The sequence below is a fragment of the Halomonas sp. 7T genome (assembly GCF_025643255.1).
Classification (GTDB): domain Bacteria; phylum Pseudomonadota; class Gammaproteobacteria; order Pseudomonadales; family Halomonadaceae; genus Vreelandella.
Map to the genome: position 1 here is coordinate 3,582,334 of NZ_CP087112.1, position 15,818 is coordinate 3,598,151.

The window sequence follows — 15,818 nt, forward strand, 5'->3', positions numbered from 1 at the left end:
GCTATAAGGGGTAAAGAGGCTTAGACCGTTAATTGCATTAAATAGGAGTTCTATTGTCGACATACCTTCTCCCTCCATTGCTACGCCGCTTCCAACTTCTCGCTCTTATAGTGGTAGCTTTCGTTTTAGTCGCAATGGGCTGGCAAGGCGTTCGAGTTCAAGAGGCGCTGTTGAGCTCGAATGCCGCTGTCCACAAGCACCTTGAGAGCATTACGCTCATTCAGGCGTTTAAAGCGACATTACTGGACTTAGAAACCGGGGAGCGTGGATATGTGATTACCGGTCAACCCGCTTATCTATTGCCCTATCAGCGGGCGCGCGCTCAGTTAGTCCAAAAACGAGAGCAGTTAGCGGATATTTCAGCTGCCGATGAGCCCAGTAACGAACTTTTGGAAGACGAATTTACAGCTTTGCTGACTCGGCGGATCCAAATTGCCGAAGCCAATATCATGGTACGTGAAACCGATGGCTTAGAAGCGGCTGCCCTCAGGCTATTAGCCGCAGGGGGGCGGCAAACCATGGATCGATTGCGCAGCCATCTTAATGCGTTAGAACAAAATGAGCGTGAGCTGCTAAGTGCCCAAACTCAACACGCGACCCGTCAAGCACAACGGTCACGTTGGGTGTGGGGCGGCGGCGCTGCTGCTGTAGCGCTGCTGCTGATCATCACCAGTGTGTCTATTATCACTCAATGGCGCCAGCGCCAGCGAGTCATGACCATGCAGCAAACGTTCATATCCACGGTAAGCCACGAGCTACGCACACCATTAACGGTGATTTTGGGCGCTTTAGGCATGTTGCAAAGCGGTATGGGAGGCACACTGAACCAAGATGCACAGCGTTTGATCACAATAGCAAATGATAATGGTAAACGTTTAAAGCATTTGATTGATGACATTCTCGATATTGAGAAACTCGAAAGTGGACAACTAACGTTTAACTGGCAGCAATTGCCACTTAAGTCGCTGATAGAGCAGTCTGTACTCCTCAACCAGCCTTACGCAGAGAGTTTTTCTGTTTCGTTGGTGTTTAAGCACGTATCAGCTAATGATTCTGTTTTGAAAAATGCCTTAACGAAAGCATTAGATGAGCATGACGAGGTTGAAGTAGACCCAGAGCGCTTTGCCCAAGTCATGGCGAACTTGATTTCCAATGCGTGTAAACACTCTTCACCAGAAGGTCAGGTTGAAATAACGGCGGGGCAGGTAGATAGCCGCTGGTTTGAAGTAAGCGTTTGCGATCATGGCAGTGGAATACCGTGGTCGTTTCAGCCCCGCGTGTTTGAACGCTTTGCTCAGGCGGATGGGACCGACAGGCGCCGAGCAGGTGGGACGGGACTAGGGTTGGCAATTACGAAAGCTCTGGTTGAGGAAATGGGGGGACGCATTGGCTTTCGATCCATACCCTTTGAAGGCAGCTGTTTCTGGATTCGCTTACCCAGAGTGGTATCGGTAAGCTGATATAAGCGCTTACTTAACAATGTACAAACGACGCTAAGAGGGTCATATGTCATCAACAGCAGCGACTATTTTACTGGTCGAAGATGAAGAGGATATTGCTTTTCTTTTGCGCTTTTTGCTGGAGCGTAACGGCTACCAGGTTGAGCATGCTGAGGAAGGTCGGCAAGCGCTGGAGCGTATTACTCATGGAGCAAGCAGCAGCCAAGTTCCGGATCTAGTGCTTTTGGATATGATGCTTCCTTATCATGATGGTTTGGAAATTCTTGCCCGACTGCGGTCGCAGCCAGTTTGGGAGGACGTTCCGGTGGTGATGTTAACCGCCAAAGCGAGGGAAGCGGATATCGTGCGAGCGCTAGAGTTAGGCGCAGACGACTATGTCACAAAGCCGTTTCAGCCGGATGAGCTGTTAGCGCGTTTACGCCGTTTTTTGCGTAAACGTTAAAGAGGAGAACTGATGACATACGCTAACCGTTTGCTTAACTTGAATATTTGCTTTGGCAAGGGCCTAGCACTGTTTGTAGCTTTAGTGGTAGTCACAGCACCTTTTGCTGAGGCCGATGAACGCCGTACTGAGCTGGAAGTGTCGCAGCGCTACGAGCATTTAGATAATGGCTTCTCTGCCTGGCAGGCCCAGCGTCTTGATGCCCAAACCCGCACTCTGAATGGCATTACTTGGTACGGTGCCGCGCTGCGAGAACGACGTTACGGTAGTTGGGATCAAGGCGTTGAAGCGGGAGCCGCGATTCCTATAGGTGCCTATTGGGTTGTTCAGCCAGAAGTAGCTAAGGCATTTGACGGTGATTTTCTCCCTCGCTGGTACGCCGACTTACGTGTGCAGCGCGTGCTTACTAACGGCTGGGTCGCCAACACTAGCCTGCGCCGCACGCAGTACAATGACTCCCAGGTAGATCGCCTAGCACTCGGTGGCGAGCGCTATTGGGGTAACTGGCGAGGCGCTTATACGTTGAATATCAGCGACGTTGATGGTGCAGGCACGCCGATAGGGCATGCCGTGGCGTTAGACCGCTATTACAATGACACGAGCTTTATTGGCCTACGAGGCAACCTAGGGCGTGAAGAGGAAGCGCTACCCAATGGCAATGTGTTCACCAGTTCTGTATCGGGTGTTGGTGTGCGTGGCCGACACTGGTTGGATGATGATTGGGCAGTTTCCTGGGACGTGGGGTGGCTGAGCCAGGGGAATATTTATGACCGCTATGGAGTACAAGTAGGCATTCGTCGTGCTTTCTGAGGTGGTCGCGCTGTTTGAGCTGTTCGTCGCGGCGCTGAGGCAACTGACCGTTTTACCAAGTGATCCCGCCCTGAGGCTTGCTGTCTACAGCGCTATTGCCTTAGCAGTGTTAACGCTGGTCGTGATGTTTAATGTGCTGGTGTTGTCTGAATTGGCTGGACGGCGTCAGCGAAGGAGAGCGGCCTTTAATGCTCGCTGGCGCCCGCTACTGACGGCATGGAGCCTGGGTGAGCGCGTGGATTTACCGCCGCTCAATTCACACCGTGATGAGGAGCGCTTTTGGCTGCTGTTGATGTGGGTTAATTTGCAGCGCCAGCTGCGCGGTGGCACAAAAGAAAAACTAAATACATTTTTTGGCCACTTAGCGTTAGATACCTACGTAGCATCGCTTTTAGACAATCGCCGAGCGCACCGTAGGCTGTTGGCTCTGGCTTGTTTACGGCACGTGGGGGAAGAGCGCCACTGGATGTCTGTGGCGCCACTCGTTACTTCTTCTAATCCAGTAGAAAGCCTCGCAGCGGCAGACGTATTGGTCGCGATGAATCCTGAGCGCGCCATGCGCTTTTTAGTGCCGTTCTATATTCAGCGAAAAGACTGGGCGTACCTGCGTTTTAAAGCCTTATGCAAGCAGGCGGGCCGCACAGCAGCGGGGCCGCCATTGCTAACTGCTTTAGAGCAGTCTCCACACCCTCGTATTGTGGCACTACTTGAATGGGTAGCCCCCTCCAGTGCGGCACAGTGGGCACGGCGCAGTTTGCTGCAGCTACCTGCTTCAATGGAGTTAAGCCGTGAGCAGCGTGATGCGGTATGTGCATCGCTGCGTTGCTTAGCAGAGTTGCATAGCGCGCAAGATCGCGAACTAATTGAACAAGCGTTCAATCATCCGTTGCCGCAGGTGCGAGTCGAAGCGGTGTTGGCGCTCAAGCGTCAAGCCAATGAGGCTGATGAGGCGCAGTTTATGCGCATGCTTAGCGACCCTAGTTGGTGGGTACGACAAGCCGCTGCTGATGCGCTGGTTGATTTACCAGGCATTAATAAACCACGCCTTAACGCTCTATCTGAGGGTTTACAAGATCGTTATGGTCGCGATGCCCTACGTCGTGCCATCGCGGAGAAGCGCTAATGGAAATTTGGCAAGCAGTGACCGGGGTTGATTGGGTGTGGTGGGGCCAGGTAGGCTTCATCGGCTACTTTGTACTGTTAAATGGCGGTTACTTAACCCTCAACGTGCTGTCGATGATCAGTCTCCGCCGCTATATGCGCCAGCGGGCTGAGCTGGGTGAAACAGTTCCGTACCTTGGTGTAGAGCCTGCCGTCTCTATTCTAGTGCCCGCGTTTAATGAAGAGGCAACGATCCGCACATCAATCCTCTCCTTAATGCAGCTTCAATACCCGGAGTTTGAAATTGTCGTCATTAACGATGGCTCTAAGGACAATACTCTGGCCGTCTTAAAAGAGGCGTTTGAGCTAGAAGAGTATCCTGAGCCACTTCGGCGAAGCGTGCCTCACCAAGAAGTGCTTGGCGTATACCGCTCGCGCCGCTATGACCATCTGAAAGTGATTGATAAGGCGAATGGGGGCAAAGCTGATGCGCTGAATGCTGGGATTAACGCCTCCCGCCATGCGCTTTTTTGTGCGGTTGATGCCGACTCGATTTTGCAACGAGACAGTTTGTTGCGGGTAGTGCAGCCCTTCCTGGAAGATGAGCGCACGGTGGCGGCTGGTGGAACGGTGCGCATTGCTAATGGTTCCAAGGTGCAAGGCGGCTATCTTTTGGAGGCGGGTATCCCCCGTAGCCTGTTGGCACGTTTTCAAATTGTTGAATACTTACGTGCCTTCCTCTTTGGCCGTTTAGGCTGGTCACCCATGAATGCCGTGCTGATTATTTCAGGCGCCTTTGGTTTGTTTAACCGTGAGCGTGTGATGGATGTAGGCGGCTACAGTACCACCACGGTAGGCGAGGATATGGAGCTAGTGGTGCGGCTGCACCGCTATCACCGAGAAAAGCGCCTGCCTTATCGTATCCACTATTTACCAGACCCTATCTGCTGGACAGAAGCACCGGAAGATCTCACTACATTAGGCAAGCAGCGTAGCCGCTGGCAGCGCGGCTTGGCAGAAAGTTTGTCGAGGCATACCAAGTTGGCGGTCATGCCCAGAGGTGGCGCACCCGGCAGGCTGGCGTGGCCCTTTATGGCGCTTTTTGAGTGGCTTGGGCCATTAATCGAACTGGGTGGCTATCTCTTTATGGTCGTCGGTTTTAGCCTAGGCATCATTTCGCCACTTGCGCTTACGGTCTTTATGCTGGTGGCCATCGGTATGGGTATTCTTCTCTCGGTGAACGGTCTCCTGCTTGAAACGCTTTCGTTTCGGGTCTATGCAAGACGTCGCGATATGTGGCGGCTGTTTATGGTTGCTGTGATTGAGAATTTTGGCTATCGCCAGCTAAACACCCTTTGGCGCTGCCGTGGCTTATGGCAGTGGTTCTCAAGGCGGAAGCACCAATGGGGAGCGATGAAACGCAGCGGACAGTGGGGGCAGCATTAGCCATGACGCTTACATGCGTTAAAAGTATCCAGAGTGTATTCAATGTTAGATAACCTAAGCCATAGTGCTATTGCCGGTCAGTTCTTTGGCTTGGTGGCGCTGGTAATATGCGTGGTGGCTTTTGCCAGCAAAAATGATGATCGCTTGTTGGTACTGCTGATCTCCGCCAATGTGGCGTTTGCGCTGCAGTTTGTATTTTTTGAAAGCTGGACGGCGGCAGCGCTTACGGTGTTAGTGATTGTGCGCATTGTACTTGCTAGGCGCTATCTAGGAAGCAAAGTTGTTATGTCGGGCGTGCTGCTGGCCAGCGGTATTGCTGCCGCTTTAACGTGGCAAAGCTGGGTCGATATGTTACCCATGATGGCCATGGTAATAGGCACGGTTGGTATGTTTTTACTGCGTGGCATCGCCATGCGGGTATGCCTAGGGCTGGCCGCCTTAGCTTGGATGCTGAACAACCTGTTGATTGGCACTGTCGGCGGTACTATTGCAGAAGGGCTGATTGTGGTCACTAACATCGTCACGATTATTCGCTTGATGCGGGCTAAACGAAGATATCCTGACGTATTTGAAAACCCCGAAGGGCTAGCCCCGATTACCAAAAATGATCACCCGATCTAGTCGGTTCATATCGGCCCTCGTCGCTCTCTTTTTTCGGCCCGCGTTAAGCGTAGGCGCTACTGCTATGCTGACAGTGTGCGAATCACGGAAAGAGGAGTTAGGCCATGGCCGGTGGATGGGCAAAAGATGGCGCCGAACAAGAACAGATTGAGAGCACGGTAGATGACGCGGTGCAGCGTGCCCGTAGCCAACTGCCCCGTGGCGAGAGCCTTGAAGTGTGTGAGGAGTGTGGTGACCCCATACCCGAGCCGCGCCGTAAAGCAATTCCTGGGGTTCGTTTCTGTATTGTTTGTCAGGCAGCGTTAGACAAAAAACAGTCAGGTTTTAGTGGCTATAATCGGCGCGGGAGTAAAGACAGCCAGCTGCGTTAACGCGACCCGCCTTTACTAATTAATAGCGATGGCGACAGCGCCTTTGTTACCCTCCTCAAATTAACGCCTTTACGTCCTGCTTTAGGGCATGCCTGCACGCAAAAAATCTATGAGGAATGACCTTTGGTGACTGATCAACAGTACTGTGCGCTCAGTGTTGAGACACTTTCCCAGCGGCTAGGTGGCGTGGATGACGTCGCGAGCCGGGTAGGGGGCAATTCGTCAACCTGGCGAGTTCGCGAAGTGGGCGATGGCAACCTGAACCTTGTGTTTATCGTTTCAGGCAGTACCGGCAGTGTAGTAGTGAAGCAGGCGCTGCCTTATGTGCGCATGGTGGGCGAAAGCTGGCCGCTGCCGCTTTACCGTGCCCACTTTGAATATTATGCCTTAGTGCGTCAGGCCCAGCGTGCGCCGGGTATTGCGCCTGAGGTGCTTTATTTCGACAAACCCCAAGCGCTGATCGTCATGGAGTACCTCTATCCGCACACGATTCTGCGCCGCAAGCTGATCAACGGTGAGCGTGTTACTCAGCTTGGTGAAACCATCGGTGAATTCTGCGCGCGCATGGCGTTTCGTGGCTCGGAACTATCACTGAGCAGTCCTGAGAAGAAGCAGGATGTGGGGCTGTTTTCAGGCAATGTCGCCATTCCTGCCATCACCGAATCATTGGTGTTTACCGACCCCTATTACGGCGCTGAAATGAACCACCATACGCCGGAGCTTTCGCCGGTAGTGGATGAGCTACGCCGTAATGCGCGGTTAAAAGCCAAGGTTCAGCGGCTGTTGATGAAGTTCACTGCTAACACCGAAACCATGCTCCACGGTGATCTTCACTCCGGCTCCATTATGGCCACGGATACTGACGTACGGGTCATTGATCCTGAGTTCTCTCAGTACGGGCCGATGGCGTTTGACCTGGGCATGGCGGTGGCTAACTTCCTAATGGCTTATTTCAGCCAACCGGCTCATCGCCCGGAAGATGAGTGTGAGGCGTATCAGGAATGGATTCTTGAGGTGATTGAGGCGTGCTTTACCCGCTTTGACGCCGAATTCCGCCATCTATGGCAAACCGAGCGCACCGGTATTCTGTTTCCCAAATCGCTATTTGAAGAGCAGGGCAATAGCGCCGACGACGCCTGCGATGCGCTGCTGGAGGAGATCCGTCTGGACGCACTGGCCTACTGCGGGATTGAAATGCACCGTCGCGTACTGTCGCTGGCTCATAACGCCGACTTTGAAGAGATTAAAGACACCGCGCTGCGCGCTAAGCTTGAAGCACGCAATGTGCTAATGGGCCAAGCGCTGATTCTAGAGCCGGAAGCCTACAGCGATCTTAGCGCGCTGGCAGAGCTAGCCCGGGCGTATAACCAGCAAGAGGTGCTGTAACAACAAATCATTTAATCGCAGCTTTAGCGGTCTCGCGCTAAAGCTGCGTTTTACGATTCACCATTCACAGTTGGTCAATACGATCAAACTTCCCGGCGATATCGCTCTCTGTCCAGTGCGGTACCCAGCCTTCCACGTTATCGAAGAAGCGTAGCGCGGTGAATTCCGGCGCTGGGCCCATATCGAACCAGTGGGGCGTATTGGCAGGCACGCTAATCAGGTCATTGCGAGAGCACAGCACCTGATACACTTTGTCTTCAATATGTAAGCAGAACAGCCCCTGGCCTTTGACGAAAAAGCGCACTTCATCTTCGTGATGGCGATGCTCATTTAAGAACTTCTGACGCATGGCGTCTTTGTCGGGGTGTGAGGGCACCATATGCAGCACATCGACGGTTTGATAGCCGCCCAGGGCTTTCACCCGGTCAATATCTTCTTGGTAGAGTGCCAAAATATCTTCCTGGGTGGCGTCAGCGGCGATCTCTCCTGGCGTGGCCCAGCGCTCAAACAGCACGCCCACCTTGTTTAGCTCGGCGGTAATCTGCTCGCCGTCAGCGGTGTCCACTAGAGCATCGTTAGGGTTCTGATCGGCAAATACTTTCAGTTGCGACATCAAAAAATCTCCTTAAAAGTGACGGGCCGTATAAGGCTACAGGGCAATCTCATCAAAGCGGGTGACGCAGGCGTGAACATTGCCCGCCTGGGTGCCTTCGCGCACCAACTGCAGCGTCTGCATGCCCGCCTGCTTGGCGGAGTCTAGTTCTTCAACCACATCTGATAAGAACAGTACTGCCTCCGCCGGTAGGTCAAGCTCAGCCACAATGCGCTGATAGGCGGCAACGTCACGTTTATGTCCGATATGAGTATCAAAGTAGCCGCTGAATAGGGGGGTCAAATCGCCCTCGTCGCTATAGCCAAACAGCAGTTTTTGCGCTTGCACCGAGCCTGACGAGTAGATGTATAGCGCTTTGCCTGACGCTTTCCAGTGACGCAGGGTGGGGGCCACGTCGCTATACACGTGGCCTGTAAAGTCGCCGCGCTGATAACCATCCGCCCACACCATGCCCTGCAAGGCTTTTAGCGGCGTGACTTTTTGGTCGGTCTCGATCCAGTGCAGTAGCTGGGCAATGACGGCGTCCAGTGAGGCATCAGGCTCGCCCATTTCACGGCGCACGGCATCGACCTGCTCGGCAACGGCTGGCGCCTCTGCGCTAGCGCGTAGAAAGTCGGGCAACTTGGCGTGGGCGTAGGGAAACAGCACCTTATGCACGAAACTGATATCCGTGGTGGTGCCTTCAATATCGGTCACAATCGCGCGTACAGCTGGGTTACTCATTTAAGACTGCTCATTCAAGACACCTCATTTAGGATCACCGATTCTCTTCGAGAACACAGGCGAGTAAAAACTCGATGGCTTCCAAGTGGCGGCGACAGCTGGCGATACTATCGCCCACGGCGTAAATGCCGTGCCCTGCCACTAAAAAGCCCCAGGGCATGGGCCAGCCGCTGCGTACATGCTCGGCTAGTTCTTCCATATCCTGGGAGTTGGGCACCACCGGTAACGTAATGGTAGCGTCGTGGGTGACATTGCCCGCTAGCGCCTTTTGCATCTCAAAACCGCTTAGCTTTATGCCCTGGGGGAAGCGACGTGAGAGCACCGTGCTGGCCACGGTGTGAGTGTGCAGCACGCAGTGAATGGTCGGGTCTAGCCGATACAGCGCGGCATGTAGATCGCTTTCTGCGCTCGGCTTGCCGTTGCCTTCAAGCATCTTGCCATCCAGGTTGCAGAGCAACAGATCATCGGCTTGAATGCGGGTTTTATCCCGGCCAGAGGCAGTCACCCAATAGCCCGTTTCAGTCCGGGCGGAAAAATTGCCGCCGGTGGCGGGCGTCCAGCCCTGCTGCGCCGCCCATGAAATGGCATCCAGCAGTTCATTTTGTAGCGTCATCATAGGATCAGTGTCGCCTCTTCTAGTGGTCGCCATTCTATATGATAAGCTTCGCGCCTGATAAGCCGTGCTGTTGTTCTGCTAGTCAAGTTCAAGTGCTCAAGGAGTTCATCGAATGCCTCAACTTCAATCACGCAGTTTGCGGGTTAATGCCGACCACCTTGAGTATTTGGATCAAACCCAACTGCCCCAAGTAGAACAGTGGGTGCGCTGTGGCTCGCCTGAAGCGTGGCAGGGCGCGGTTAAAAATCTCGCTATTCGCGGCGCGCCGCTGATTGGCTTGAGCGCAGCCTTTGTGCTGGCGCAGTATGCCGCGCGCCATCCAGGCGGTGATTGGCAGTTGGTAAGCGACCGCTTACGCGCCACTCGCCCCACGGCAGTTAACTTAATGTACTGCTTAGATGCCATGGAAGCCTGCTTTGAGCGCGGCGCCAATGCCCTGACCGAGCGTGCCGCCGCGCTGTTTGCCGAAGACCGGGCGCTATGCCAGCGTATGGCCGAGCGGGGCGCTGATCTTTTACAGCCGGGCGAGCGGGTGCTGACTCACTGCAACACCGGGGCGCTGGCCACCGCAGGGGTGGGTACCGCGATTGGCGCGCTTGCAGTCGCCAAACAGCGCGGCGTTGAGCTGCAGGTGTATGTGGATGAAACACGCCCATTGCTGCAGGGTGGCCGTTTAACCGCCTGGGAAATGGCGGATTTGGGGATTCCCTATCAGCTGATTGCTGACAGCATGGCCGCCAGCCTAATGGCGGCGGGCAAAGTAGATAAAGTGATGGTGGGCGCTGACCGCATCTGTGCCAACGGCGACTTTGCCAACAAAGTGGGCACTTACATGCTGGCGGTGATCGCTCACTATCATCAGGTGCCGTTCTATGTGGTGGCCCCCTACACCACGGTAGACCCCGCCTGCGCCACCGGTGCAGATATTCCCATTGAACAGCGCGACGCTGCCGAAATACGTGGCGTTGCTGGCGCCTTTGGGGAAGTGGTGTGGGCGCCTGAAGATGCACCCGTATGGAACCCCGCCTTTGATGTGACGCCTGCGGAGCTTGTCACCGGTTGGGTGATGGACACAGGCGTGTTTGATGCGGCTGCTATCGCGCGTGGCGAGCATTGCCAGGGGCGGGATTAACCGTATCGGTAGACGCTAACCCAATGGCGTTAGCGCATATAGCCAAAATGACGCCCTTGCCTTGTTTTCGGCAGTACTGAAGGACGCAGCAAATCAGCGTGCTACACGGCGCTACCGCCCGTGGTCTTGCTGGTTTAGCTGCTTCATTCGGTTTTCTGGTGCGCCAGAATAACGGCCAGAAAGCCTTCACCGTAATCCGCAAGTTTACGTGTGCCAATGCCCGAAATCGCGCCCAGTGCCTCCATGTTTTGGGGGTTCTGTTCGACCAGTTCAGCCAGGGTGGCGTCGTGGAAAATTACATAGGCGGGCACGCCCTGGGCCTCGGCCAGTTTCCGACGGTGCTGGCGCAGGGCTTCCCAAAGCTCGCCATGGGGCAGCGTGGCCGAGGCCCCTTTGCTGCCCCGCCGGGTGGCCTTGGCCTTGCTTGGTTTGCGCAGGGTAAGCGAGTGTTCGCCGCGCAGCACCGGCTTGGCGTTGGCCGTGAGCTTAATGCCGCCGTGGCCCTCCATGTCCACACTTAAATAGCCGCTGGCAATCAGTTGGCGAAAGAGCGCTTTCCACTCGTTAGCCGAGAGTTCTTTGCCAATACCGAAGGTGCTGAGGCGGTCGTGGCCAAAACGGGTGATCCGCTCGTTATGTTTACCTAGTAGTACATCCACCAGATAGGTCACGCCGAAGCGCTGCTCGGTGCGGTAGACGCACGACAGCGCCTTCTGCGCCGCCACGGTGGCCTCCCAGGTCTCGGGCGGGGTCAGGCAGTTATCGCAATTGCCGCAGGGCGAATTCAGATGATCGCCAAAGTAATGAAGCAGCGCCTGGCGGCGGCAGCTGATGATTTCGCAAAGCCCCAGCATGGCGTCGAGTTTCTGCTGCTCAATGCGCTTTTGCTGGTCGGCAGCGCTGGAGTCCTGCTGCATCTGACGCAGCGTGATCACGTCCTGAAGCCCGTAGGCCATCCAGGCATCGGCGGGCAGTCCATCGCGCCCGGCGCGGCCGGTTTCCTGGTAGTAGGCTTCAATGCTCTTGGGCAGGTTAAGGTGGGCGACAAAGCGCACGTCCGGTTTGTCGATGCCCATGCCAAAGGCGATGGTGGCCACCACGACCACACCATCTTCACGCAGAAAACGGGTCTGGTGGTGCTGGCGCTGCTCGGGGGGCAGCCCGGCGTGGTAGGGCAGCGCGGTTAGCCCCTGACGTTCCAGCCAGGCGGCGGTCTCCTCCACCTTGCGCCGGGAAAGGCAGTAGACGATACCCGCCTCGCCGTCGTGGTGCTCGCGGATAAAGCGCAGCAGCTGTTCCTTGGCGTTACCCTGATTTTCGGCGATATGGTAGCGGATGTTGGGCCGGTCAAAGCCGCTGTTGTAAAGCGCCGCCTCCTGGAGCTGCAGATGCTCCATGATATCGCCTCGGGTGGGCACATCGGCGGTGGCGGTTAGGGCAATGCGCGGCACCTGGGGAAAGCGCTGATGCAGATGGGAGAGCTGGCGATACTCGGGGCGAAAATCGTGGCCCCACTGGGAAACACAGTGGGCTTCATCAATGGCGAACAGCGCAATCTTGGTCTGCTCCAGCAACACCTGCATACGCGCCGTGGCCAGCCGTTCCGGCGCCACATATAAAAGATCCAGCTCGCCCGCTCGCAGGCGGTTTTCCACTTCGACCGCCTCATGGTAATCAAGACTGGAGTTAAGGTAGGCCGCCCTAACCCCGTTTTGCTGAAGTGCCGCCACCTGATCCTGCATCAGCGCGATCAGCGGCGATACCACAATCGCGGTGCCTTCGCGCAAGAGTGCCGGGATCTGATAGCACAGCGACTTGCCACCGCCGGTGGGCATCAGTACCAGCGCATCGCCCCCAGCCATTACATGCTCGATGATCGCCTGCTGGGGGCCGCGAAAGCTATCGTAGCCAAATACTTCCTGCAGTACCTTGAGGGCTGCTGGATGGGGGGCGCCGTGCATCAATGCTCTCCTTGTCTCGTGCTTGAGGGAGAATTGTCGCACGAAAATTCAAGGGAGTTTGCCTAGCGAATCCCCGCTCTTAAAAACGACTGCACGAACTGGCGTTGGAAGAGCAAAAAGGCAATTAGCAGCGGGGCGATGCTTAACAGCGTCGCAGCGCTAACGGTCGCCCAGTTAACGCCGGTTTCGGGCGCGGAAAATACCCCTAACCCTACCGTTAGCGGGCGGCTCTCTACCGAGTTGGTCACCACTAATGGCCAGATAAAGTTATTCCAGTGGTGGCTAATCGAGGCCAGCCCGTAAGCAAGATAGGTAGGCTTGGCTAGCGGTACGTACACCTTCCACAAAATTTCCAGCCAGTTGCAGCCTTCGATACGCGCGGCGTCTTCCAGCTCCCTTGGAATGGTTTTAAACGTTTGGCGGAGCAGAAAAATACCCAGGGCGCTAGCCACATAAGGTAAGCCAATCCCGGTGATGGTGTTGATCAGCCCCAGCTCACTAGCGATGCGGTAGTTCTCGACAATCAGCACTTCTGGGAACACAAAGAGCTGAATCAGCACCAGCATAAACAGAACGTTTTTGCCGGGAATTGGAAAGCGCGCAAAGGCAAACGCTGCCAGGGTACAGATCACAAACTGGCCAATCACCACCCCTGTTACCAGCGCAAAGGTGTTCAGGTAGTAGCGGGTAAAGGGCGCTTGAGACCAGGCGTTAGTGAAGTTCTCCAGCGTCAGCGGGGCAAAGAGCGCAAAGTTCACCATAAACTCGCTGGGGTGGAAGGCGGCCCAAAAGGCGTACAGCAGCGGAAAAATCCAAATAATCGCCAGTAGCCACGCGGCCACGGTTTCCAGCGCGGGAATTGAGAAGAAGCGGGAGCGGGGCGCATAGGAAGTGGTCGTATTCATTGATAGTGCGTCCTGCGATCTAAAATCGTGAACTTAAGCGTGGCCACTACCGCGAGCACTAGCAGAATCACCACCGTAATGGTGGCTGCCGTGGTGCGGTCAAAGAACGAGAAGGCATTCTCGTAGACGTAGTAGAGCAGCAGGTTGGTGGCGTTGTTGGGCCCACCCTTGGTCAAGATAAATAGGTGATCCACGACCCGTACCGAGTTAATCAGCGCATTGATGAGCACAAACAGCGTGGTGGGCATGAGTAGTGGAAAGGTGACGCGCCAAAAGAAGCTCCAGCGGCTAGTGCCTTCTAAATCAGCCGCCTCTTTTAACTCGGGTGGCATACTCTGTAGCGCCGCCAAGTAGAAGATCATAAAAAAGCCGGCCTCCTTCCACACCGACATCACGATCACCGAACTTAATGCAAGGTTTGGATCGCCAAGCCAGTTCACCCCAGAAAAGCCCAGCATACCGAGCAGTTTATTGAATAGGCCAATTTGCGGCGCATAGAAAAACATCCAGATATTGGCGGCAGCGATCATGGGTAGAATCGTCGGCGTAAAGTAGGCCATGCGCACAAAGCCCCGACCGCGAAGCTTGCCATTGACGAATAGCGCCATACCCAAAGCCAGCGCGATAGACGTAGGAATCGTACCGACGGCGTAGATTAAGTTGTTACGCGCTACTTTCCAAAACGTCGGGTCATCGAACAACACCTGATAATTTTCAAGGCCTACGAATTCAGTGGGTGCACCGCGAAAGCCGGGTAAAAACAGACTGTTAATGACCGTCGTCACGGTCGGTAAATAAGCAAAAGTCGTCAGCAGTACTGCAGCGGGCAGTAGCAGAAGCGCGCCATAGAGCTGCATTTTGCGGTGGTTGGTGAATGACATAGTGAAGTACCGCACGTTGGAAAAGCCGGGGCATGCCCCGGCGAACAGTAAAATGGCTAACGATTAGCGGGCGTAGCGGCGTAACACGCTATCGGCCTCTTGCTGCGCCTGGCTAAGCGCTTCTTGCGCTGTCATTTGGCCGGTCAGCGCTGCTTGCACGGCGTTATCCAAGGCGCGGCGAATGCGGCCACCCTGGTAAGTGGAAAGCTCTGCTGTGCCGTGTTCAAGCTGGTCGCGGGCGACCGCGGCAGGTGGGAACTCTTCCACATAGCCTTGCAGCGCGTCGGTTTCGTAGGCGGCGGGGCTAACGCCCATATAGCCGGTTTCAATCGACCAGGCGGCAGCTCGCTCGGGAGCGGTCATCCAGCGGATAAAGGTCATCGCTGCGCGCTGCTCTTCTTCTGTCGTATCTTCAAAAATGTAGAAGTTACCGCCGCCGGTGGGGCTGCCGCGCTGGGTTTTCATCGGCAGCATAGCGACGCCAAAATCAAAATTGGCTTCGCTGCGCACCGCGGTCAGGTTGCCCGTGGTGTGCCACATCATGGCCGTGGACTCTTCTAGGAAGTTCTGGCGCAGCGTGCCCCACTCAATGGTGCCGTCGGGCATGGCATTGTGCTCGGTGGCTAGCGATACCCAATACTCCAGCGCTTCAACCGCTGCGGGGTCGTCGAAGTAGACCTCGGTGCCATCTTCGCTCATTAGCCGGTGGCCGTTCTGAAAGGCAAAGGCCTGGAACATCCAGTAGGGGTAGCCGGTCGATGGCACCATCACGCCCCACTGCTCGCCATTGGAGGCTTCGCGCACGGTAGCGGCCATCTCGGCCATCTCTTGCCAGTTTTCTGGAGGTGTTTCGGGATCTAGGCCAGCGGCTTCAAAGGCGTCTTTGTTCCAGAACAGTACGATGGTGGAGCGCTGGAAGGGGATGCCGTAGGTTTTGCCATCCAGTTGGCCATTTTCCATCAGCCCTGGGTAGAAGCCATCGAGCCATTCGCGCTCTTCATCAGTTTCGACCAGGTCATCAAAGGCGACGATGGCGTTCTGCTCAATCAGCTCGTACAGATCGATGGAGAACATGACCGACAGCTGCGGCGTTTCACCCGCTTCCATCGCCGACATGGCGCGCACGCGGGTGTCGTCGTAGTTACCGGCGTAGATGGCTTCTACATCGATATCCGGGTATTCGGTCTCAAACTCTTCAACCAATCCATCGACCACATCGGTGAGCGCACCGCCCACGGCAACGGGATAGTACATGGTGAGTACAGTGGGGTCGTTGGCGGCAGCTTGACCGGCGCTTAGCAGGCCAGCGGTGAGTGCAGAAAGAGCAAAGGGGATACGGGCACGCATGGG

At 55.4% G+C, this 15,818-nt stretch carries 16 protein-coding genes; 9 read left to right on the forward strand and 7 right to left on the reverse strand.

Annotated features, from left to right (window positions below; genetic code table 11):
- The first annotated feature begins 170 nt into the window (after window positions 1-170).
- The 8 genes from LOS15_RS16710 (at window position 171) to mtnK (ending at window position 7,637) form a co-directional block, all read left to right on the forward strand.
- On the forward strand, window positions 171-1,460 hold the full coding sequence (locus LOS15_RS16710; protein ID WP_263067206.1) for a sensor histidine kinase: 1,290 nt from the start codon (window positions 171-173) through the stop codon (window positions 1,458-1,460).
- 46 nt (window positions 1,461-1,506) lie between these two features.
- Entirely contained in the window at window positions 1,507-1,902 is a 396-nt protein-coding gene (locus LOS15_RS16715; protein ID WP_263067207.1) for a response regulator, read from the forward strand.
- Between the two features lie 12 nt (window positions 1,903-1,914).
- Window positions 1,915-2,712, forward strand: a complete 798-nt coding sequence (locus LOS15_RS16720) for a YaiO family outer membrane beta-barrel protein (RefSeq protein ID WP_263067209.1) — start codon at window positions 1,915-1,917, stop codon at window positions 2,710-2,712.
- Window positions 2,702-3,835, forward strand: a complete 1,134-nt coding sequence (locus LOS15_RS16725) for a HEAT repeat domain-containing protein (RefSeq protein WP_263067211.1) — start codon at window positions 2,702-2,704, stop codon at window positions 3,833-3,835. Before LOS15_RS16720 ends, LOS15_RS16725 begins: the two co-directional genes overlap by 11 nt.
- Entirely contained in the window at window positions 3,835-5,259 is a 1,425-nt protein-coding gene (locus tag LOS15_RS16730; RefSeq protein WP_263067213.1) for a glycosyltransferase family 2 protein, read from the forward strand. The genes LOS15_RS16725 and LOS15_RS16730 overlap by 1 nt, the downstream gene beginning before the upstream one ends.
- Window positions 5,260-5,301: 42 nt before the next feature.
- Entirely contained in the window at window positions 5,302-5,880 is a 579-nt protein-coding gene (locus LOS15_RS16735) for a YgjV family protein (protein WP_263067214.1), read from the forward strand.
- Between the two features lie 104 nt (window positions 5,881-5,984).
- Window positions 5,985-6,251 carry a DksA/TraR family C4-type zinc finger protein gene (locus LOS15_RS16740; RefSeq protein ID WP_263067216.1) on the forward strand — a complete coding sequence of 89 codons (267 nt, stop codon included), beginning with the start codon at window positions 5,985-5,987 and terminating at the stop codon, window positions 6,249-6,251.
- A 126-nt stretch (window positions 6,252-6,377) separates the two neighbouring features.
- Window positions 6,378-7,637: an S-methyl-5-thioribose kinase gene (mtnK, locus tag LOS15_RS16745; RefSeq protein WP_263067217.1), complete on the forward strand. Its 1,260-nt coding sequence runs from the start codon at window positions 6,378-6,380 to the stop codon at window positions 7,635-7,637.
- 64 nt (window positions 7,638-7,701) lie between these two features.
- Here the strand turns inward: mtnK and LOS15_RS16750 are convergent, their stop codons facing one another.
- The 3 genes from LOS15_RS16750 to mtnB are packed head-to-tail and all read right to left on the reverse strand — an operon-like array spanning window position 7,702 to window position 9,589.
- A complete protein-coding gene (locus LOS15_RS16750) occupies window positions 7,702-8,250 on the reverse strand; it encodes a 1,2-dihydroxy-3-keto-5-methylthiopentene dioxygenase (RefSeq protein WP_263067218.1) in 549 nt (182 codons plus the stop codon).
- A gap of 36 nt (window positions 8,251-8,286) precedes the next feature.
- A complete protein-coding gene (gene mtnC, locus LOS15_RS16755) occupies window positions 8,287-8,973 on the reverse strand; it encodes an acireductone synthase (RefSeq protein WP_263067219.1) in 687 nt (228 codons plus the stop codon).
- 34 nt (window positions 8,974-9,007) lie between these two features.
- The gene (mtnB, locus tag LOS15_RS16760; RefSeq protein WP_263067220.1) at window positions 9,008-9,589 is read right to left on the reverse strand and encodes a methylthioribulose 1-phosphate dehydratase; all 582 of its coding nucleotides are present in this window, start codon (window positions 9,587-9,589) and stop codon (window positions 9,008-9,010) included.
- A gap of 112 nt (window positions 9,590-9,701) precedes the next feature.
- On the opposite strand from mtnB, the gene mtnA reads away from it, so the two are divergent.
- A complete protein-coding gene (gene mtnA / locus LOS15_RS16765) occupies window positions 9,702-10,721 on the forward strand; it encodes an S-methyl-5-thioribose-1-phosphate isomerase (protein WP_263067221.1) in 1,020 nt (339 codons plus the stop codon).
- Window positions 10,722-10,864: 143 nt separating this feature from the next.
- Here mtnA and recQ read toward each other — a convergent pair whose 3' ends face one another.
- The 4 genes from recQ to LOS15_RS16785 all read right to left on the reverse strand — a co-directional run bounded on the left by recQ (window position 10,865) and on the right by LOS15_RS16785 (window position 15,815).
- Window positions 10,865-12,682: a DNA helicase RecQ gene (gene recQ / locus LOS15_RS16770; protein ID WP_263067223.1), complete on the reverse strand. Its 1,818-nt coding sequence runs from the start codon at window positions 12,680-12,682 to the stop codon at window positions 10,865-10,867.
- A gap of 62 nt (window positions 12,683-12,744) precedes the next feature.
- On the reverse strand, window positions 12,745-13,587 hold the full coding sequence (locus LOS15_RS16775; protein WP_263067224.1) for a carbohydrate ABC transporter permease: 843 nt from the start codon (window positions 13,585-13,587) through the stop codon (window positions 12,745-12,747).
- On the reverse strand, window positions 13,584-14,468 hold the full coding sequence (locus LOS15_RS16780; RefSeq protein ID WP_038478503.1) for a carbohydrate ABC transporter permease: 885 nt from the start codon (window positions 14,466-14,468) through the stop codon (window positions 13,584-13,586). Before LOS15_RS16780 ends, LOS15_RS16775 begins: the two co-directional genes overlap by 4 nt.
- Window positions 14,469-14,531: 63 nt before the next feature.
- Entirely contained in the window at window positions 14,532-15,815 is a 1,284-nt protein-coding gene (locus LOS15_RS16785) for an ABC transporter substrate-binding protein (RefSeq protein ID WP_263067227.1), read from the reverse strand.
- Window positions 15,816-15,818 lie beyond the last annotated feature (3 nt).